Origin of the sequence: Roseovarius atlanticus (assembly GCF_019802205.1) — a bacterium.
GTDB classification, from domain to species: domain Bacteria; phylum Pseudomonadota; class Alphaproteobacteria; order Rhodobacterales; family Rhodobacteraceae; genus Roseovarius; species Roseovarius atlanticus_A.
Map to the genome: position 1 here is coordinate 696,300 of NZ_JAHVHQ010000004.1, position 20,085 is coordinate 716,384.

Below are 20,085 nucleotides of genomic sequence, written 5' to 3' on the forward strand. Positions count from 1 at the left end.
AAACATGGTTAAACCATAGGGATGATGGACGGCGTTGAAAACCCCCGATCTGTCGGCGATTTGCGTCTTGAAGCAGTTCGGCCGCCCGCTAGCTCTTGGCACCATGAAAGATGCATTGGTGATAGGCGCCTCGGGCGGGATCGGATCGGCCATGGTGGCCGAGCTGGAACGGCGCGACGTGCGGGTGACCGGGCTGTCACGCTCCGTCGATGGGTTGGACGTGACCGACGAGGTGTCGGTCGAGGCGCATCTGGGGGCGTTGGAGGGCGAATACGACCTTGTTTTCGTGGCCACGGGCGCGCTGGAGCTGGAGGGGCGCGGACCCGAGAAGTCGTTGAAAGAATTGAGTGCTGAGGCGATGGAGGCGCAATTCCGGGTGAATTGCATCGGGCCGTCCCTGGTGCTGAAGCATAGCGTTCGGTTGTTGCCGCGCGACAGGGAATGCCGGTTTGCCGCCCTGTCGGCGCGGGTGGGGTCGATCGGGGATAACGGGCTTGGAGGCTGGTACAGTTATCGCACGGCCAAGGCGGCGGTGAACCAGATGATCCATGGCGGGGCGATCGAACTGGCCCGGACGCACAGGCAGTCGATCTGCGTGGCGCTGCATCCCGGCACGGTGGAAACGCCGCTGACCGAGAAATTCGCGGTAGGGCACGAGACGGTCACGCCCGAGGCGGCGGCACGGAACCTTCTGGATGTACTGTCGGCGATAACGCCCGAGAATACGGGGCAATTCTTCGATTGGGCCGGGAAGTCGGTGCCGTGGTGAAGCGGCTGATCCTGGTGCTGGGAGACCAGCTGAGCAAGACCCTGTCGGCGCTGCGCGAGGCGGACAAGGAGCGTGACATCGTGGTGATGGCCGAAGTAGCGGACGAGGCCAGTTACGTGGGCCACCATCCGAAGAAAATCGCGCTGATCTTCTCGGCCATGCGCCATTTTGCCGAAGAATTACAGGGTGATGGCTGGCAGGTCGCGTATGCGCGACTGGACGATGACGACACGTCGAAATCCGTCGTCGGCGAGCTGATGCGGCGCGGACAGGATCACGACACGACCGAGGTGATCGCGACCCGGCCCGGCGAGTGGCGGCTGGTCGAGGCGCTGGAGAATGCCCCGCTGACGGTGAGGGTGCTGCCGGATGACCGTTTCGTGGCCTCATTGGACGAGTTCAACAGATGGGCCGAGGGGCGCAAGTCCTTGAGGATGGAGTATTTCTATCGCGAGATGCGCCGCAAGACGGGGCTGATGATGGAGGGCGACGCGCCGGCCGGGGAGAAGTGGAACTACGACCACGAGAACCGCAAGCCGGCCTCGGGCGACATGCTGCGCTCGAAGCCCATGGAATTCACGCCGGACGAGATGACCGAAGAGGTTCTGGACCTGGTCGAGGAGAAATTCGGCAATAATTTCGGGGCATTGCGCCCGTTCACCTCTGCCGTTACACGCGGCCAGGCGCTGCGGGCGGTGGATCATTTCGCAAAGAACCTGCTGGAGTGTTTCGGCGATTACCAGGACGCGATGTTGCAGGATGATCGGTTCCTGCACCATTCGCTGTTATCGCAGTATTTGAACATCGGATTGCTGGATCCTGTGGAAATCTGCACCCGTGTGGAAGAGGAATGGAAAGCCGGGAACGTGCCGATCAATGCGGCGGAGGGGTTCATCCGGCAGATCATTGGCTGGCGGGAATACGTGCGGGGGATCTATTTCCGGGAAGGTCCGGACTATGTGACGCGCAATGTGTTGGGGCATTCGAGGGATTTGCCCTGGATGTATTGGGGCGGTGAAACGCAGATGAATTGCGTCGCCCATGCCGTTGATCAGACACGGGAATTGGCCTATGCGCACCACATCCAGAGGTTGATGGTGACGGGCAATTTCGCCCTTCTGGCGGGGGTCGATCCGCACCAGGTGCATGAGTGGTACCTGGCGGTTTACCACGACGCGTTCGAATGGGTGGAAGCGCCGAACACGATCGGGATGAGCCAGTTCGCGGATGACGGAATCATCGCGTCGAAGCCCTATGTCAGTTCGGGCAATTACATCGACAAGATGTCGGATTACTGCGGCTCCTGCGCCTATTCCGTCAAGGACAAGACCGGCGAAAAAGCCTGTCCTTTCAATCTGCTATACTGGGACTTTCTTGTGAGGCACCGGGAGAAATTCTCGAACAATCCGCGCATGGGGCAGATGTATGCCACGTGGGACCGGATGAAGGAGGACCGCAAGGACGCGGTTCTGGAAGGCGCGAAGCGGATCCTCGACCGGCTGGATGCGGGCGAAATCGTGTGAGGGCGCGACTCGAGGGTTAACGGCGCGGAGATCGGCGGACTCGGCACGTCGGTATCGCGTCGGTATCCGGGTGGTATCGCGACGGTGCGGATTTCAGCGTCTTGCCGGGTGAACGCAGCGTGCGGAGGTCATGTTTGATTAACCGGGGCGCGTGTGGGTTTTCACCCACCCTACGAGGTCCCGGATCAGGTCCGGGACGGGCGGAGCGAGGGGTCAGTTGCTCTCTTCGGTGGGCGCGTCTTCGGTGGTCTCGGCTTCGGCTTCGGCTTCGGGCTCTGCGTCCGTCTCGCCGCCCTCGGTCGCGGTTCCGGTTTCGGCCTCCGTCTCGGCCTCGGTCGCGGTTTCCGCCGCGGGCGAGGGTGCCGTGTCTCCGGTGTCGGATGTCTCCGCGCCGGCCTCGGTGCCGGAGGCGCCGGATGTGTCCTCGGGGACGGCGGGGGTCTCTTCCTCGGTGATGATGGTGGTCTGCTCGGCCAGGGCGCCGTCGGACCATTCGCCGGTCGCCTCTTCGCCGGTGGCGTAGCGCATGGTGCCGGTGCCCTGCCGCTTGCCGTTCTCGAACGTGCCTTCGTAGACGTCGCCGTTGGTGTAGGTGGCGACGCCCCGGCCCGAGATCTCGCCGTTTTGCCACTCGCCTTCGTAGACGAAGCCGTCGGGCATGGTGATCTTGCCGGTGCCGTGGCGCTGGCCATCGACGAATTCGCCTTCGTAGACCGTGCCGTCGGCATAGGTGGCGGTGCCCTGGCCGTGGCGTTGGCCATCACGCCACGCGCCTTCGTAGCGGTAGCCGTCGGGATAGGTCATCACGCCCTGGCCGTGGTTCTTGGCGTTCTGGAACTCGCCTTCGTAGACCAGGCCGTTGGGATAGGTCGCCTTGCCTTGCCCGTCGATCACGCCGCCCGACCACTCGCCCTCGTAAGTGGCGCCGTCGGGATAGGTGACCTTGCCCTGGCCGTTGGCCAGATCGTCGCGGAACTGGCCCTCATAGACCGAGCCGTCGGGGTAGGTCACGGTGCCTTCGCCGGAGATCTTGCCGGCGACCCAGGAGCCTTCGTAGCGATAGCCGTCGGAGCCGGTGAAGGTGCCCTGGCCGTGGCGGCTGTCATCGGCGAATTCGCCTTCGTAGACATCGCCGTTGTTGTAGACCACGCGGCCCGTGCCCTCGCGCCGGCCCGCCACGAGCTCGCCTTCGTAGACGTCGCCGTTGGGCTGCGTGAGCTTGCCGGTGCCGTTGATCTGGCCCTCGGCCCAGGTGCCTTCGTAGATCAGGCCGTCCTGCATCGTCAGCGTGCCTTCGCCATCGCGGGCGCCGCGCTTGACCTGGCCTTCATAGACCGCGCCATCGGGATAGGTGATGGTCGCCGTGCCTTCCTTGACGCCGTTCACCCAGTCGCCGTCGTAGATATAGCCGCCGGGGCTTTCCATTTTGCCGCGGCCGTGGTGCTGGGCGTTGCGGAAGCCGCCCTCGTAGCGGACGCCGTTGGCATAGACCGCGACGCCTTCGCCGGTGATCTTGCCATCCTCCCACGTGCCCTCGTAGGTGCCGCCGTCGGAGAAGGTGATGCGGCCCACGCCCTCGGGCTTGCCCTTGGCGAACTCGCCCTCGTAGACCGAGCCGTTGGGAAAGCGGGCGGTGCCGGTGCCGCGGATCTCGCCATCGACCCATTCGCCGGAATATTCATAGCCGTTGGGCAAGGTATAGGTGCCGGTGCCATGCTGAAGGCCGTTGCGGAACGTGCCCTCGTAGATGCCGCCATCGTCATACTGCTTGGTCTGGACCTCGCCGTCCTGCGCCAGCACCGGGCCGGTCAGCCCCAGCACCGCGGCCAGGACGATAGATGTGACGGTTCTGCTCTGCATGTCTGCCCACTCACCCAGGTTCTGCGACAACCCCCCAACGGGTCTGCAAGAGCGTAATTGACGCGCGCAGGGGTGACAACGGCTTTTCCCGGTTTCGGCTTTCCCTCGCGCGTTCATCTGTTAAATCGAAGGGGAGCGATGAATGGCAGGGGTTTGAGGGCGCATGGCGGATCGGTTTCGCGTGACATTGGCACAGCTGAACGCCACGGTGGGCGACCTCGAGGGCAACGCCGCGCTGGCGCGCAAGGCGTGGGAGGCGGGCCGCGAGGCCGGGGCCGACCTGGTGGCGCTGCCCGAGATGTTCATCACCGGGTACAACACCCAGGATCTGATCCAGAAGCCGGTGTTTCATCAGGCGGCGATTGCGAAGATCGAGGAGCTGGCCAAGGAGTGCGCCGTCGGCCCCGCGCTGGCCATCGGCGGGCCGACCCTGGAAGGGGCGGAGCTGTACAACGCCTATTACATCCTGAAGGGCGGCAGCATCACCGCCTGCGTGCTGAAGCATCACCTGCCCAACGAGACGGTGTTCGACGAGGTGCGTCTGTATGCGTCGGGCGACGTGATGGGGCCTTACGCGGTGGACGGTGTGCGCATCGGGTCGCCGATCTGCGAGGACAGCTGGCACGAGGACGTGCCCGAGACGCTGGCCGAGACCGGGGCGGAGTTCCTGCTGGTCCCCAACGGCTCGCCTTACTATCGCGGCAAGCTGGCGCATCGGCACCAGTTGATGGTGAACCGGGTGGTCGAGACGGGGTTGCCGCTGATCTACCTGAACCTGGTGGGGGCGCAGGACGACCAGGTGTTCGATGGCGGGACATTCGCGCTGAACCCCGGGGGTGGGCTGGCGGTGCAGATGCCGCTGTTCGAGGAAGAGATCGCGCATGTGGACCTGGTGCGCGGCGACGACGGCTGGCGGATCGGGAAGACCGAGCTGGCGCATATTCCCGACACGCTGGAGACGGATTACCACGCGATGGTGCTGTCCTTGCGCGATTACATGCGCAAGACGGGGTTCGGGAAGGTGCTGCTGGGCCTGTCGGGGGGCGTGGACAGTGCCATCGTGGCGACCATCGCGGTGGATGCGCTGGGGCCCGAGAATGTGCGCTGCGTGATGCTGCCCTCGGAATATACCTCGCAAGGCTCGCTGGACGATGCCAAGGCCTGTGCCAAGGCCCTGGGCGCGCGGTATGATTTCGTGCCCATCGCCGAGGGGCGGGCGGCGATCACCAATACGCTGGCGCCCTTGTTCGAGGGGACCGAGCCGGGGATCACCGAGGAGAATATCCAGTCGCGGCTGCGTGGCCTCTTGTTGATGGCGCTTTCCAACAAGTTCGGGGAGATGCTGCTGACCACCGGCAACAAGTCGGAGGTGGCGGTGGGTTATGCCACGATCTATGGCGACATGGCGGGCGGGTACAACCCGATCAAGGATCTCTACAAGACGCGGGTGTTCGATGTGTGCCGGTGGCGGAACGCCAATCACCGGGACTGGATGATGGGGCCCGAAGGCGAGGTGATCCCCGAGACCATCATCGAGAAGCCGCCCAGTGCGGAGCTGCGCGCGGACCAGAAGGACAGCGACAGCCTGCCGGATTATCCGGTGCTGGACGGGATCCTGCAGATCCTGGTGGACGAGGACGGGTCGATCGAGGATTGCGTCAGGGCGGGGTATTCGCGCGCGGATGCGGCGCGGGTGGAGCACCTGATTTACATCAGCGAATACAAGCGGTTCCAGTCGGCGCCGGGCACGCGGCTGTCGAAGCGGGCGTTCTGGCTGGACCGGCGTTATCCCATCGTGAACCGCTGGCGCGACGGCGGCTAGGGCCGGCAATTTCGCGGGGCGGCCAGGCCGGTGAGCGCGCTTGCGGGGCGGTTTTGCACCGCGGCTGCCGGTCGCCCGTGTTTCCCGGCAGATGGGCCGGCCCGGTCACGATTTCCCTTGACGCTGGAGTTGCATTCGGCTGAGCATCAATGACCTTTAACGGGAAATTACCAAGATTGGGAGGACTACTATGAGCACACGGCTTTTATCGGCTGTCGCTTCATTGAGTGTGATGACTGCGGCCCCCGCCGCATGGTCGGACGAGCACGACGGGGCGATGGATGTTCCCAAGATCACGTCGTCGGTGGTGCTGGAGGAGCTGGACACCCCCTGGGACATGGCCTTTCTGCCGGACGGCACGATGTTCTTCACGGAGAAATGCGACGGTCTGTCCGTAAGGATGCCGGACGGCACCGTGAATGCGCTCTATGGTATCGACGGGTCCGAAGGCTATGCGGATGTCGGCAGCGATCTGATCTGCGAAGGTCAGGCCGGAATGCTGGGCGTGGCCGTGGACCGGCATTTCGAGGACAACCGGACGCTGTTCGTCTACTCGACATCCAACAAGTATCACGGCGATGGCTGCACGACCAATTTCGAGAGATGCGACGGCAACATCGTGATGAAGTTCAAGGTCGGCGACGACCTGGCGAGCGTGTCCGACAGAACCGATATCGTGACCGACATCCAGTTCAAGCCGTTCGATTCCGATCAGCCCTTCGGCGGACCCGGCGCGCATAACGGCGGCAGGATCCGCATCGGACCCGGCGGCTATCTGTGGGTTACGGGCGGCGACCGTCACCGCGGGGTTTGCCCGCAGGACGGTACACTGCTTTGCGGCAAGGTGCTGAGAATCGACGGGGACGGCAATGGCCACCCGGACAACAATCCGCCCGAAGGCTTTGACCCGCGGATCTATACCTATGGGCACAGAAACGTCCAGGGCATCGATTTCCGCCCGAGCGACGGGAAGGCGTTCACTGCCGAGCATGGCCCCTGGCACAACGACGAGATCACGGCCCTTGTGAATGGCGGCAACGGCGGCTGGGATCCGGCCCAGAACACGGGTGGCCGGGGCGAGTGCCCGGACGAGTACTGTGGCTACGAGCCGAACCAGACCGAAGCCGTGGACCCGGCGATACGCGCGGCCTACACGCCCATGAGCGACACGCGTTTCGACGACCTGATGCCGCCGACATGGAACAATAACGGGTTTTCCCAAGGCACCAGTTCCGCCGCCTTCCTGACGGGCGAAAACTGGGGCATCTACGAGGGGCGCCTGGCCGTTGGCATCATGGGTATCGGCTTTGGTGACACGCCGATCGGGTCGAGGATCGACCTGATCAGCATCACGCCCGACGGCCTGGGGATCAACGGGATCACCCGGATGCCGCTTGGCTTTTCGGCCAGGTTCCGCGGGCTTGCCATGGGGCCGGACAACGCGCTGTATGTCGCGACGGAAGAAGGCGAGATCTACAAGGTGACCGCGGAAAGCATGAACTGAAGCGCACCGCGAAGACCCGGATCACGGGTTTTCGCGGAACCTGAAACGCCTTGAGTTTCAACGTAGGACGCCCGTGCGAGTTGATCGTCGCGGGCGTCTTTTCCAGGGGGGTGTCCGCAAAGCGTTTTGATCCGTCTTGCGGGACTGAGCTGCCGTTCACAACGGAGGCGAGCGTCAGCCCTTGGGGTGGCGATCCGACGGCAATTACGAAGCACTTTATGCCTGCCAAACACATCCTCGGAATAGTCGTTGCGCCCAGCCGCAGCCAAATCGCCAGCCCGAGGGAGGGGCTGACGATGGCCGGGCCGCTTCGCGGCTGTTAACCGGCCGGGTGTTCTATGCCAGTCTCTTGCAACGGACTCGAACCGTACATTCGCGGCGGTAAAGATGAATGGTCGAAATGCGGACGAAGCGGACGTTGTTTTCTGACGGTGAGGAGACGCGCATCGACGGGCCGTGGTGCGGCGAACCGACGATGGGTATTGGCAGTTAATGCCTGCCAAGCACATCCAACCTGAGAGCGTGGCACGTCACTTGCCAAATCGCCGTGCCGGGGGACGGCCCGGCGATGCGCGGCGGGCTTCGCCCTTGTTCCGCGCCAGCACTTTGTGACTGTGGTAATCATGGTCTCAAAGCAGATATCTGTGCGTTGCGCAGGCGCCCAAAAGAAAACGGAGGCCCCGGAAGGCCCCCGTTTCCCGTCCCTCGGCGACTGGCTTATTTTTGCAGTTCGGTCCAGATCGCGGTGTAGAATTCCTGCGCCTCGGCGGGGCAGGCGGTGGTGAACTGACCAGCTTCCTTCAGGTCTTCGGGCACGACGATCTCGGGGGCCGAGCGCATGTCCTCGGGCATGAATTCCTCGGAGCCGTCGATGCCGTTGGCGTAACGGGCGAAATCCGACAGCATGGCCGCGTTTTCCGGGTCCATGATGAAATTAAGGAAGAGCTTGGCGTTCTCGACATTCTGCGCGTCGGCAAGGATCGCGGCGCTGTCCATCCAGACCGGGTAGCCCTCTTTCGGGTAGCCGTAGGACACGTCTTCGTTGTTGTTGCGGGCGCGGAAGGTCGAGCCGTTCCAGTTCACCGAGGCCATGACGTCGCCGTTCGACAGCTTCTCGGTCATGCCGTAATCCATGCTCATCCACTTGGGCTTGGCCTCGATCAGCACGTCGCGGGCTTTCTTCAGCACCTCCTTGTCGGTGGTGCAGGGCTCGCCGCCGACGTAGAACAGCGTGAGGTTCATCACGTCCTGCATTTCCGGCACGACGTTGACCTTGCCCACCAGTTCCTCGGGCGGGTCGAGGAAGATGGCGGAGGTGTTGATGTCGCCGTCATAGGCCGACTTGTTCACGGCGATGCCGGTCGTGCCCCATTGCCACGGCACGGAATATTCGCGGTTCGGGTCCCATTCCACGTTCTTCCACTGGTCAGAGATGTTGCCGTAGTTTTCCATCTCGGGGATGCCCGGCTTCATCAAGAGGCCCTTGTCGATATAGACGCCCATGTAGCTGTGCGTCGGCACCACGATGTCGAAGCCGTGGCCGCCGGCCTCGATCTTGGCCAGCGCGGTGGTGTTGCTGTCATAGTCGGTGATGGTGACGTCGACGTCGAATTCCTGTTCGAACTTCTCGATCATCTCGGGGCTGGTGTAGTTGCCCCAGTTGTAGATGTTGAGCGACCCTTCGGCATGGGCCGCCCCGGCCAGCGCGATGGCGGCCACTGTGGTGGTCAGGTATGTCTTCATCGTCATTCTCCCTTGGTGTGGTTGTGCGCGGGTTAGTCCCGCTTGCGGTTCAGTATAAAGAAGGCCGTCAGCAAAAGCACCGTCAGCGCGAGGAGGGCGGTGGAGATCGCGTTGACCTCGGGCGTGACGACGCGGCGCAGCTGGCCCAGCATGTAGGTCGGCAGCGTATCCTGCCCGGCGGATTTGACGAACTCGGTGATGATGACGTCGTCGAGCGAGATGACGAAGGCCAGCATCGCGCCGGCGGCGATGCCGGGCATCATCAGCGGCAGCGTCACGTGGCGGAAGGTCTGCCAGGGCCGAGCGTAGAGGTCCGACGCGGCGGTTTCCAGCGCGAGGTCCATGCCTTCCAGCCGGGCGCGGATGGGCAGGTAGGCGAAGGGCACGCAGAAGGCCGAGTGCGCGAGGATCAGGTAGGCCAGCCCGGTGTAGCCGGTGGCGACCTTGATCGAGGCGAAGAAGATCAGGAGGGCCACGGCGGTGACGATCTCGGGCACCATGAGCGGCTGGTTGATCATCACGTAGATCAGCGTCTGGCCCTTGAAGCGACCGCGCCGCGTGGTGCCGAGCGCGGCCATGGTGGCGACGGTGGTCGAGATGAACGCCGCCGAGACGGCGATGACCAGCGAGCGTACGGTGGCCTCCTGGACTTGCGTGTTGTCCCATGCCTCGACGTACCAGCGGGTGGAAAAGCCGCCCCAGAGCGCCACGGACTGGGAATCGTTGAACGAGTAGATCACCATCGTGACGATCGGCGCGTAGAGCAGCACGAAGGTCGTGAGCGCGATGGCGGTGAAGCCGGGCAGGGTGGTGACGGAGAAGCTCTTGCCCTTAGCCATGGGTTTCGTCCCTCGACGTGACGCGGACATAGGCGAGCAGGGCCACCAGCACGATCATCAGCAAGAGCAGCGACAGCGCCGCGCCGAGGGGCCAGTTGCGGCCCTGGCCGAACTGGAGCTCGATGAAGTTGCCGATCATCATGTTCTTGCCGCCGCCCAGGATGCGGGGCGTCACGTAGGCGCCCAGCGACGGGACGAAGACGAGGATGGACCCCGCGACGATGCCCGGTTTCACGATCGGCAGGATGACGCGGCGCAGCACTTTCATGCGGGTGGCGTAGAGGTCGTACCCGGCCTCGACCAGCCGGAAATCGAAGCGGTCGATGGCGGCGAAAAGCGGCAGCACCATGAGCGGCAGGTAGACATAGGCCATGCCGATCAGCACGGCGGTGTCGGTGTAGAGGATCTGCAAGGGCTGGTCGATGATGCCGAGGTTCATCAGGAAGGAGTTCAGGAGGCCCTGGTTGCGGACCACCTCCATGATGGCGAAGGTGCGGATCAACAGGTTGGTCCAGAACGGAATTGTGATCAAAAACAGCCAGAAGCCGCGCTTGTTGGGCGGGCGCGTGGCGATGAACCACGCCGTCGGAAAGCCGATGGCGAAGGCGATCAGAGTGGTCAGCACCGACAGTTTCACCGAGCGCCAGAAGATCGTCAGGTGCGCGTCGGCAAAGGTGACGGTGTCGTCGAAGATGTCGCGCTCGAAGAAGACGCGGAACCACGCCTCGGTCGTGAAGTCCCACACCACGCCGGAATATTCGCCCGGTTCGAGAAAGGCGTAGACCACCACGATCAGCAGCGGGCCGGCGGCCCCGAGCGCCAGCAGGATCAGCGCCGGGATCGACAGGATCCAGCCGGTGCGTCCGCTGCCGTGGGGGGTGCCTGCCATGCTAGTCCTCCAGCACCCGGACCGCGCCGGGCACGAAATCGAAGGCGACGGTCTGGCCTTCCTGCAGGCCGGTGTCGCCCGAGGGCGGGCTTTGCATCCGGGCGACCACCTCGGTGTCGTCGGACATGCGCAGGTGGCAATGTGTGTCGGTGCCGAAATAGACGGTTTCGGCCACGCGGCCCTGGAGAGTGCCGTCGCCGATGCGGACCTGTTCGGGGCGCACGGCGAGGCTGACTTCGGCGCCTTGGGAGGCGGCGTCGATGTTGTCCACGGCGATGACGTCGCCGGTGGGCAGGCGGACGCCGCCCTGTTCGACCGTGCCGGTCAGGACGTTGGTTTCGCCGATGAAATCGGCGACGAAGCGGTTGACCGGCTTGTTGTAGATCTCGCGCGGGCCGCCGATCTGCAGGATCGAGCCGTCGCGCATCACGCCGATGCGGTCGGACATGGTCAGCGCCTCTTCCTGGTCGTGGGTGACGAAGACGAAGGTGATGCCGGTCTCGGTTTGCAGGCGCTTGAGTTCGAGCTGCATCTCCTTGCGCAGCTTGAGGTCGAGCGCCGAGAGCGGCTCGTCCAGCAGGAGCACTTCGGGGGCGGGGGCCAGCGCGCGGGCCAGCGCCACGCGCTGTTGCTGGCCGCCGGAGAGCTGCTGGGGTTTGCGCTCGGCGAAGGCCTCGAGCTTGACCAGCGCCAGCATCTCGGCGACGCGGGCCTGGACCTGTGCCTTGGGCGTGCCCTGCATGGTCAGGCCGAAGCCGATATTGTCGGCCACGCTGAGATGCGGAAACAGCGCGTAGCTTTGGAAGACGGTGTTCACGGGGCGGTCGTAGGGCGCCATCGTGCTGATGTCGCGCGCGCCCAGCAGGATCATGCCCGATGTGGGCGATTCGAACCCGGCGATGAGGCGCAGCAGGGTGGTCTTGCCACAGCCCGACGGGCCCAGGAGGGTGAAGAATTCGCCCTTGTTGATCACAAGGGATACGTCGTTCAGGGCGCGGACTTTCTTTTCGCCGGCGCCGTATTCTTTTCGGGCCGCTCGGGCCTCGACCGCCGCTTCGGTCATGCAGTGTCCCCCATGGTCATGGGGTCGATGTTTCCCGACCGGGCCGCGACTTTCAAGTGTTTTCAGGTGTCGACGCCGGGAAGGGAGGGAATTTGATCAAACCATGGGCGGGCGCGTTCCAGGTCAGCGCAGAGCGACATCAGCGCGGTATCGGCGCCGAACCGGGCGGCGAGGTGGATGCCGATGGGCAGGCCGTCGGCGTCCCGGCAAAGCGGCAGCGAGACGGCGGGCTGGCCGGTGGCGTTGAAGGCGGCGGTGTAGGGCGAATAGGCGAAGATGCCGCCCTCGCCCACGCGGTAGGCCACGTAATCCTCGGTGTCGTGGGCGAAGCGGCCGATGGCGGCGGGCGGCTCGGCCATGGTGGGGGTGAGCAGGATGTCGTGATCCTGGAAGAACGCGGCCATCTGGCGGCCATAGGCGTGGACGGTTTCCACCGCATCGAGGTAGTCGGCCCCGCTGATGGTTTGGGCATAGGCCACGGCGCCGCGGGCGACGCCCTCGATGTCGCCCTGGCGCAGATCGCGGCCCTGTTTCGCCAGCGCCGCGCGCACCCAGGAGGCGGTGCCGCAGGCGACGATTTTCGTCCAGGCGTGCATCATTCCCGTGGTGTCGGCGGTGGGGCGGGCTTGCGTTACGTGGTGGCCCAGTTCCTGCAAGAGCGCGGCGGCGTCCTGCACGGCGACCTGGCATTCGGGGTGGATCGCCTCGCCGGTGAGGGTGGTGTCGCAGAGCGCGATGCGCAGGGGGCCGTTGGGCCGGTCGAGCGATTCCATGAAGGTGCAGGGCATGGGCGGTGCGACGTAGGGCGCGCCGAGATCGGGGCCGCAGACGATGTCGAGCAGGAGCGCGGTGTCGCGAACCGAGCGTGTGAGAAAGCCCTCGATCGCCATGCCGGCCCAGCCTTCGCCCGCGTAGGGGCCATCGGGGACCATGGCGCGGGTGGGCTTGAAGCCGACCAGGCCGCAATTGGACGCCGGGATGCGGATCGAGCCGCCACCGTCGCTGCCATGGGCGCCGGGGACGATGCCGGCCGCCACCGCAGCACCCGACCCGCCCGACGAGCCGCCGGGGGTGCGGGACGTGTCCCACGGGTTACGGGTGGGGCCGCCATAGACCGCCGCCTCGGTCGCGGCACCGACGCCGCCCTCGGGCGCGGCGGTGCGGCCGAAGGTGACGAGGCCCGCGGATTCCAGCCGGTCGTAGATGGTGGAATTCATCCTGTAGCTGGTGTTGGCTAGCAGGCGCGAGCCGAGTGAGGCGGGAAACCGGGTGGATTCGGCGCCCATGTCCTTGAGCAGGAACGGCACGCCGGTGAGCGGGCCCTTTGGCAGGCCGTCGGCGATCATCCGGCGGGCAGTGTCGGAATAGTCGTGCACCACGGCATTGAGCGCGGGGTTCACGGCGTGCATCCGGGCCAGCGCGGTGTCCAGGAGGTCGTCGGGCGTGGCCTCGCCCCTGGCGACGAGGCCGGCGAGGGAGGTCATGTCGTGGGCGCGGTAATCATCCATGGGGCCAGAATGCACGGGGGGCGTGGGGGTGCAACGGGAATATGAGGGAACCGCGCGATGGCCAGACCGCGGGATGGCGAACGGACGGAACTTCAGCGCGCTTAATGGCTGCCGTATCCGGAGAACCTCAAATCGATGTGCTTACGGAGGCTAATCGCCAGCCCGGGGGGCGGTCTGGCGATCGCGCGGCGGCGCGGCAGGGCCGCGCCTTTGTCCCGCGCGAAGGGCTTTTGGTGGTGTGTTATCCCGGACTGGATCCGGGATCTCTTGCTCCGCGAGGTCCCGGGTCAGGCCCGGGACGGGGTTTCTTATTCCCACCAGCGGTCGATGCTGGCGATGTCGTCGTCGGACCAGCCGAAATGGTGGGCGAATTCATGCACCGTCACATGCGCCACCAGATCGGCCAGGTCCACGTCGCCGCGGTCGCGCCATTCCGCCAGGATGGGCTGGCGGAATAGCCACACGATATCGGGGCCGGTGGGCTGATCGAAGACCGACTTTTGCGTCATCGGGATGCCGTCATAGAGCCCGGTCAGCTCGGCCGGATCGGTCATGCCGAAACTGTCCAGCATTTCCCGGTCGGGCCAGTCGGCGACGTGGATGGCGACGGCCCGCGCGGCCTCGGCAAAGGCCTGGGGAAAGCCCGCCACGGTGCGGCGGGCCACGTCTTCCATCCAGTCCAGAGACGTGTCGGGCGCGGGCATATGTGTGATCTAGGCCGCGCGCCCGGGGCGCGCAAGCGGTCAGAGGCGCAGCTGGTAGGAGGAGGGCACGTAGGCGTAGCCGCTGTCCGATTTCTCGACGTAGCCGGTGGCGGGCCAGGGCATGTGGTACCCGACGAAGGGCATTTTTTCGGCGGCCAGCATGTCGAGCAGCGTCTTGCGGGTCTGCGCGGCGGCGGCCTTGTCCATGTCGAACTTCACCTCCCAGTCGGGATGGGCGAGCGACCAGACGTAATGGTTGGCGAAATCGGCGGCGATCATCAGGCTTTCGCCCTCGCTTTCGATCAGGTGGACCATGTGGCCGGGGGTGTGGCCGAAGGCGGCCATGGCGGTGTGGCCGGAAAAGCCCGCATCGCCGTCGCCGATCATGGTGAATTGCTCGGCCAGGGGGCGGACTTTCGCTTCGAAATTGTCGTCGCCGGCGGCGGACCAGTGGTCGAACTCGGCCGATCCGGTGACATAGCCCGCGTTGGCGAAAGTGGGCGTGTCGCCGTCCATCAGCCCGCCGATATGGTCGCCGTGCATGTGGGTGATGACCACCGTGTCGATCATGTCGGCCGAATAGCCCGCGGCCTCGAGCGCCGCGGTGGTGCCTTCGGCATTCAGGCCGGTGTCGAAGAGCACCAGCTCGGAGCCGGTGTTGACGACGGTGGGGGTGAAGAAGAACTGCGCCTGGTCGGTGGGGATCATCGCGGCCTCGGAGACGGCGGTGAACTCTTCGTGGTCGACATTCAGGCCGAAGATACTGTGCGGATCGGGGCGCGTGGCCTCGCCGGCCAAGAGTGTTGTCACCTCGAACCCGCCCAGGGTGAAGCGGCGGAAGGGCGGGGTGGCGGCGCCCAGCATCGGCGCGGTGGCCCAGGCGGGCAGGGCGGATGCGGCGGAAAGGGCGGTGGCCGAGGCGATGAAACCGCGGCGGGAGAGGGGGGGGGACATGTGAGACCTCCTGTTGCTGTCGACCGGGTAGATATAGTGCGCCCTTGGAAAGTCGCGCATGGAGCGTGCGCCATTCACGGGGATTTGACGCGCCGCGGGTGAAGCCTCGCGCCCCGACCGGGCGGCCGGGACGCCCGTGATACTGGACAAGCGACCCCCTGTGTGACATTTGGCGCGGCAACAGGAGACACCCCATGACAACCACCCGTTTCGCGCCCTCCCCCACCGGGTACATCCATATCGGCAACCTGCGCACCGCGCTGATGAACTTCCTCATTGCCCGCAAGGCCGGGGGGACGTTCATCCTGCGCATCGACGACACCGACCCCGAGCGGTCGAAGCAGGAATACGTGGATGCGATCAAGGAAGACCTGGAATGGCTGGGCCTGACCTGGGACCGGGTGGAGCGGCAGTCGGAGCGGCTGGACCGCTATGCGCAAGCCGCCGACACCCTGCGCGGGATGGGGCGCTTTTACGAGGCGTTCGAGACGCCGACCGAGCTGGACCTCAAGCGCAAGAAACAGCTGAACATGGGCAAGCCGCCGGTCTATGACCGGGCGGCGCTGGGGCTTTCGGACGAGCAGAAGGACGCGCTGCGCGCCGAGCGGGGCGACGGGGTCTGGCGGTTCAAGCTGGATCACGAGCGGATCGAGTGGGACGACGGGATCCTGGGGGATATCTCGATCGACGCGGCCAGTGTCAGCGATCCGGTGCTGATCCGGGGCGACGGGCAGGTTCTGTATACCCTGGCCTCGGTCGTGGACGACACCGAGATGGGTGTCACGCACGTGGTGCGCGGCTCGGACCACGTGACCAATACCGCGACGCAGATCCAGATCATCGAGGCGCTGGGCGGCACCGTGCCCCAATTCGCGCACCATTCGCTGTTGACCGGGCCGCAGGGGGAATCGCTGTCGAAACGGCTGGGGACGCTGAGCCTGCGCGATCTGCGGGCGCAGGGCGTGGAGCCGATGGCGCTGTTGTCGCTGATGGCGCGGCTGGGCTCGGCCGATCCGGTGGAGTTGCGCAGCGACATGGCGGAGCTGATCGAGGGGTTCGACATCTCGCGGTTCGGCTCGGCGCCGACGAAGTTCGACGCGAATGACCTCTTTCCGCTGACGGCACGGGTGTTGCAGGCGCGCGATTTCGCGGATGTGAAGGCGCATATCGTCGCGCTGGGCGTGCCCGAGGACCAGGCCGAGCGGTTCTGGAGCGTGACGCGCGAGAACATCACCACGCTGCACGACCTGGAGCCGTGGTGGGTGATGTTCCGCGACGGGGCGGAGCCGGTCATCGACGACGAGGACCGCGAGTTCGTGGCCCGCGCGCTGGCGCTCATGCCCGAGGGGCCGCATGACGGCGACACCTGGGGTCAGTGGACGAACGCGGTGAAGGAGGAGACCGGCCGCAAGGGCAAGAGCCTGTTCATGCCGCTGCGCAAGGCGCTGACCGGGCAGAACCACGGGCCGGACATGAGCCAGGTCTTGCCGCTGTTGCAGGTAATCAAGGCCAAGGGCTGAGCCGCGCGTCGGCCCTGGCGGGCGGTCAGGCGGGGCCCGGGGCCCGCGCTGGGTGCGCCCTTTTGGGGCTGTGCGGCATTGTCAGGCGGCGCTGGCCATGCCGTCGCGTTCGGGGCGCGTCAGGCTGAACTGACCGACGAGCTGTTCCAGGTGGCCGGCATAGGTGTTGAGGTCCTCGCACGTGGTGCGCGCCTCGGCCGCCATGGTGGCGGTTTCCTGGGTCACGCTGTCGACCCGCGTGACGGTGGTGTTGATGTTTTCCAGTTCCGAGGCCTGTTCCTCGGTCGCGTTCGCCATGTCGGCGACAAGCTTGTCGATCTGCGCGACCCTTTCGAGGATCGACTTCAGTGCGGTGCCGGCCTCGTTGACCAGCTCGACGCCGTTCTTCACCTGAAGCGAGCTGTTGCCGATCAGGGTCTTGATCTGCATCGCGGCCTCGGTGGAACGCTGGGCGAGGGCGCGGACCTCCGAGGCGACCACCGCGAAGCCGCGGCCCGCGTCGCCGGCGCGCGCCGCCTCGACACCCGCGTTCAGGGCCAGAAGATTCGTCTGGAACGCGATATCCTCGATCAGGACGATGATCTGGGCTATCTGCTCGGACGAGCCGGAAATCTCTTCCATGGCGTCGACGGCCTGCCTGACGACCGGATCGCTTTCCAGTGCCGCATTCTTCGCGGCCTGGGTCGTCTGCTGGACCTCGCCCGCGCCGAGCGAGGCGGCCCGGACGCTGGAGGTGACTTCCTTGACCGCGTCGGCGGTGTTGCGGACATTCTGCGCCTGCTCCTCGGCCTTGAAGGACAGGTCGCCGGAGGATCGCTCGAGCGCGCCGCTGCCCGAGCGGATGCTGCGGGTTGCGTCGACGACCTTGCAAAGAGCGTCGTTCAGCCTGGAGACGGTGGTGTTGAAATCGTGCCTGAGACTTTCGTATTCCTGCGGGAACGGAGCGTCGAAGCGCTGCGCCAGGTCGCCGTCGGACAGGCGGTTGAGCCCGTCGCGGAGGGCCGTGACAACCTGATCCTGTTCGGCCTTGATCCGCTCCTGGTCGGCCTTGAGCGCCTCGGCGCCCTTTCGCATCTCGATCGTTTCCTGCTTGAAGCGGAAGATCGCAGAGGCCATCTGGCCAAGCTCGTCCTTGCTGTCGATCCCGTCGATATAGACCGAGAAGTCACCGCCGGTGAACTTGTTGATCACCGAGATCAGGTACTTGATCCGCGCGATCATCCGCTCGAAGGCGAACACGGCGAAGGCCAGGACCGAGACCGCCAGGACCGCTCCGAAGATCGCAAACCGCTTGAGCGTGGTGTCGGCCGTCGCCTCGATCTCGGCCGATTTGACGCGCACGGCCTCGAAAAGCTTCAGTTCCTCGGCGCGCAGCAGGTCGATCCAGGCTGTTGAAATCGCGAACCATTCCGGCGCCGTCAGACCATCGAAATTGCGGGTTCGAGACCCGGCGAGGATACGGTCGCGCGCGGATCGGATGGTTGAGAATGCGTCGGACGCCCTGATCCGGGCCAGCCATTCCGGGTCTTCGAGCGTGCCGGCGGCTTCGGTCAGAAGCGCCTCCTGTGCGCCGTTCAGGCGCAGGTACCGATTGAAGACAGCCGGTCTGAAGCCGCTGCCAAGGCCGGTCGCGCCCATCGCGCGCTCGAGCCCGGCGGCCTCTTTCGCCGCGCTGAGAAGGGTGCGCGCCTCCAGCAGGGCGTTGGTTTCGCCGCGGGTCGTCCTGGCGGCCACGGGGCGTTCGAGCTCGAGCAGGTGGGTGATCGTTTCGGTGTAGAACGCGGCCATGTCGGGCACGGCAAGACCGAAGGCATCCACCTGCTTGCGCATGTCTTCGAGTTGGTCCAGCCGGGTGTTGACACGGGCGATTTCGGAGACCCGTGCGCGGCGCAGGGCAGACACCTCTGCGGCGAAGGCGGCGATGGCCGCGTCGGAGTCGGTGCGCTGTTGCGCCAGGTCGGACCTGAAATTCGCGCCGCGGGAGGCGATGAGACCGGCGGAAAAGCCGCGTTCCTTCTGCAATTCGTGCACGAGCGCGCCCACGATCGCGCTTTCATGCGCTAGGATGCGGGAAGTTTCGGCCTGGCCGGCATCGGCGCGTTTCTGGGCCACCTCGACCGATGTCAGGTATCCGACCGCTGCAAAGAGCGGCGCAATCACGAGAAACATCACGACACGCAGGCGCACTGATCGAACTCCAGTCCTGTTCCGACAGGCTCTGGTCTTACACAGCGTTCCTTTCCACCCCGTTAATCGGTTGGAATGATCATTCAGATCGGCGCCGGACCCGGCCCGGACCCGCTTTCTGGCTGAAAAACGAGGCACCCTGGCGCCCGATCGGTGCTTCTTTGCCGATGGGCCGCGTATTTGAGCAACACACCGATCTGGCTCTGCTGCCGCGGGCTTGTTGACTTGCCTGATTCCACCTCATGAGAGAGCTCTGCCACTACCGCTTGCCTGGGATCGAGACATGTCTAGCGCCATCGTACTGATCGGACTTCTGATCGTTACCGTTCTGTTATTTGCCCTTCTGGCGAGGTCGGCGCGGGATCGCGTCTGACGGTATCGCCCGTTGCGTCGGCGGCGGTTCCCTGACGGGCGCCGCCATGCCCGGCGAGGCAATGCCGGCGCGCGCGAGGTGCGGATCAGTCCCGCAGCGGGCTGAAGGTCGAGACAGGCTGTACCTTTGCGCCGACGCGGTCGAGCATGTCGTTCACCAGCGCGGTTTCCTTTCGCTTGAGCTTTTGGTGGCGCGGGTAGAGTGGGCGGCGGCGGTCGTCGAGGATGGGGGCGTCCCAGCCGGTTGTCGTGTCGAAGAAGCGCTCTACGCCGTCTTCGCCGAAGACATGCAGGTAGCCCTGTACCACCACGTCGATATAGCTGAGCAGGACCGGGCTGACCGCGTCGGGGTTCTGGTGTTGGCCGTCCTCGATGGCGAAGACCACGAGGTCGGCGTCTTCGGGCAGGTGGGTGCGGACCTGGTGGCGGGCCGGCACGCGCATGTAGGCGCGCTCGCGCGCGTCGAGCGCGGCCCAGTCGGCGCCGGGCACGCCGGCGACGAGGCCGTCGATCTGGGCGGTGGTGTCGGGCACGGCTGTGAGATACGCCACCTCGCGCAGGGTCGTCTTGCGCCAGGCGCGACGCCAGCCCGAAAGCTGGGCCGGGTGGGCATCCGTGTAGCCATGCGTGCCGCGATTCACCAGGCTGCCATAGCCGAAGAAGAATCCGGGTTGCACGTGGGTGTCTGCCTTTCTGTTCGCGCCTTGATGTCAACAGGTGCGGGGGCAAAGGTCAAGGCGGGCGACCAAACTGTGATCTTGTCCCGTCATTCTGCTTGCAGAGGTCCGGAGCGGTCACTACGCTCCTTGAGTATCGGAACGGGAGAAC

15 protein-coding genes are annotated in these 20,085 nt (G+C 65.3%); 5 read left to right on the forward strand and 10 right to left on the reverse strand.

Features of this window, described 5'->3' with window-relative positions; all coding sequences use genetic code 11:
• The first annotated feature begins 103 nt into the window (after positions 1–103).
• The gene (locus tag KUV49_RS20080) at positions 104–769 is read left to right on the forward strand and encodes an SDR family NAD(P)-dependent oxidoreductase (RefSeq protein WP_222452674.1); all 666 of its coding nucleotides are present in this window, start codon (positions 104–106) and stop codon (positions 767–769) included.
• Positions 763–2,292 carry a cryptochrome/photolyase family protein gene (locus tag KUV49_RS20085; protein ID WP_315899588.1) on the forward strand — a complete coding sequence of 510 codons (1,530 nt, stop codon included), beginning with the start codon at positions 763–765 and terminating at the stop codon, positions 2,290–2,292. The genes KUV49_RS20080 and KUV49_RS20085 overlap by 7 nt, the downstream gene beginning before the upstream one ends.
• A 213-nt stretch (positions 2,293–2,505) precedes the next feature.
• Here the strand turns inward: KUV49_RS20085 and KUV49_RS20090 are convergent, their stop codons facing one another.
• Complete coding sequence (locus KUV49_RS20090) at positions 2,506–4,152, reverse strand: MORN repeat-containing protein (protein ID WP_222452676.1); 1,647 nt, start codon at positions 4,150–4,152, stop codon at positions 2,506–2,508.
• 163 nt (positions 4,153–4,315) lie between these two features.
• Here KUV49_RS20090 and KUV49_RS20095 point away from each other — a divergent pair, with 163 nt between their 5' ends.
• Both KUV49_RS20095 and KUV49_RS20100 read left to right on the forward strand, forming a co-directional pair.
• Positions 4,316–5,974 (forward strand): NAD+ synthase, encoded by a 1,659-nt coding sequence (locus KUV49_RS20095; RefSeq protein WP_222452677.1) that lies wholly within the window; start codon positions 4,316–4,318, stop codon positions 5,972–5,974.
• 232 nt (positions 5,975–6,206) lie between these two features.
• Positions 6,207–7,478, forward strand: coding sequence for a PQQ-dependent sugar dehydrogenase (locus KUV49_RS20100; RefSeq protein WP_222452678.1), 1,272 nt, complete (start codon positions 6,207–6,209; stop codon positions 7,476–7,478).
• A gap of 717 nt (positions 7,479–8,195) precedes the next feature.
• Here the strand turns inward: KUV49_RS20100 and KUV49_RS20105 are convergent.
• The 7 genes from KUV49_RS20105 to KUV49_RS20135 form a co-directional block, all read right to left on the reverse strand.
• Positions 8,196–9,221, reverse strand: coding sequence for an extracellular solute-binding protein (locus KUV49_RS20105; protein ID WP_222452679.1), 1,026 nt, complete (start codon positions 9,219–9,221; stop codon positions 8,196–8,198).
• Positions 9,222–9,253: 32 nt separating this feature from the next.
• Positions 9,254–10,060: an ABC transporter permease gene (locus KUV49_RS20110; protein WP_152493452.1), complete on the reverse strand. Its 807-nt coding sequence runs from the start codon at positions 10,058–10,060 to the stop codon at positions 9,254–9,256.
• Positions 10,053–10,949, reverse strand: coding sequence for an ABC transporter permease (locus tag KUV49_RS20115; protein WP_222452680.1), 897 nt, complete (start codon positions 10,947–10,949; stop codon positions 10,053–10,055). The genes KUV49_RS20110 and KUV49_RS20115 overlap by 8 nt, the downstream gene beginning before the upstream one ends.
• A gap of 1 nt (position 10,950) precedes the next feature.
• A complete protein-coding gene (locus tag KUV49_RS20120) occupies positions 10,951–12,012 on the reverse strand; it encodes an ABC transporter ATP-binding protein (RefSeq protein ID WP_222452681.1) in 1,062 nt (353 codons plus the stop codon).
• Between the two features lie 62 nt (positions 12,013–12,074).
• Positions 12,075–13,520 carry an amidase gene (locus KUV49_RS20125; RefSeq protein ID WP_222452682.1) on the reverse strand — a complete coding sequence of 482 codons (1,446 nt, stop codon included), beginning with the start codon at positions 13,518–13,520 and terminating at the stop codon, positions 12,075–12,077.
• Between the two features lie 308 nt (positions 13,521–13,828).
• Complete coding sequence (locus KUV49_RS20130; protein WP_222452683.1) at positions 13,829–14,224, reverse strand: metallopeptidase family protein; 396 nt, start codon at positions 14,222–14,224, stop codon at positions 13,829–13,831.
• Between the two features lie 39 nt (positions 14,225–14,263).
• Positions 14,264–15,178 (reverse strand): MBL fold metallo-hydrolase, encoded by a 915-nt coding sequence (locus KUV49_RS20135; protein ID WP_222452684.1) that lies wholly within the window; start codon positions 15,176–15,178, stop codon positions 14,264–14,266.
• Positions 15,179–15,372: 194 nt separating this feature from the next.
• Here KUV49_RS20135 and gltX point away from each other — a divergent pair, with 194 nt between their 5' ends.
• Positions 15,373–16,698 carry a glutamate--tRNA ligase gene (gene gltX, locus KUV49_RS20140; protein WP_222452685.1) on the forward strand — a complete coding sequence of 442 codons (1,326 nt, stop codon included), beginning with the start codon at positions 15,373–15,375 and terminating at the stop codon, positions 16,696–16,698.
• 81 nt (positions 16,699–16,779) lie between these two features.
• Here the strand turns inward: gltX and KUV49_RS20145 are convergent, their stop codons facing one another.
• Entirely contained in the window at positions 16,780–18,885 is a 2,106-nt protein-coding gene (locus KUV49_RS20145; RefSeq protein WP_222452686.1) for a methyl-accepting chemotaxis protein, read from the reverse strand.
• 458 nt (positions 18,886–19,343) lie between these two features.
• On the reverse strand, positions 19,344–19,934 hold the full coding sequence (locus KUV49_RS20150; RefSeq protein WP_222452687.1) for a gamma-glutamylcyclotransferase family protein: 591 nt from the start codon (positions 19,932–19,934) through the stop codon (positions 19,344–19,346).
• Positions 19,935–20,085: the final 151 nt, after the last annotated feature.

Coding starts and splice junctions, on each gene's coding strand:
- KUV49_RS20080 (WP_222452674.1), top strand. CDS start 104: ATGAAAGATGCATTGGTGATAGGCGCCTCGGGCGGGATCGGATCGGCC.
- KUV49_RS20090 (WP_222452676.1), bottom strand. CDS start 4,152: ATGCAGAGCAGAACCGTCACATCTATCGTCCTGGCCGCGGTGCTGGGG.
- KUV49_RS20095 (WP_222452677.1), top strand. CDS start 4,316: ATGGCGGATCGGTTTCGCGTGACATTGGCACAGCTGAACGCCACGGTG.
- KUV49_RS20100 (WP_222452678.1), top strand. CDS start 6,207: ATGACTGCGGCCCCCGCCGCATGGTCGGACGAGCACGACGGGGCGATG.
- KUV49_RS20105 (WP_222452679.1), bottom strand. CDS start 9,221: ATGAAGACATACCTGACCACCACAGTGGCCGCCATCGCGCTGGCCGGG.
- KUV49_RS20110 (WP_152493452.1), bottom strand. CDS start 10,060: ATGGCTAAGGGCAAGAGCTTCTCCGTCACCACCCTGCCCGGCTTCACC.
- KUV49_RS20115 (WP_222452680.1), bottom strand. CDS start 10,949: ATGGCAGGCACCCCCCACGGCAGCGGACGCACCGGCTGGATCCTGTCG.
- KUV49_RS20120 (WP_222452681.1), bottom strand. CDS start 12,012: ATGACCGAAGCGGCGGTCGAGGCCCGAGCGGCCCGAAAAGAATACGGC.
- KUV49_RS20125 (WP_222452682.1), bottom strand. CDS start 13,520: ATGGATGATTACCGCGCCCACGACATGACCTCCCTCGCCGGCCTCGTC.
- KUV49_RS20130 (WP_222452683.1), bottom strand. CDS start 14,224: ATGCCCGCGCCCGACACGTCTCTGGACTGGATGGAAGACGTGGCCCGC.
- KUV49_RS20135 (WP_222452684.1), bottom strand. CDS start 15,178: ATGTCCCCCCCCCTCTCCCGCCGCGGTTTCATCGCCTCGGCCACCGCC.
- gltX (WP_222452685.1), top strand. CDS start 15,373: ATGACAACCACCCGTTTCGCGCCCTCCCCCACCGGGTACATCCATATC.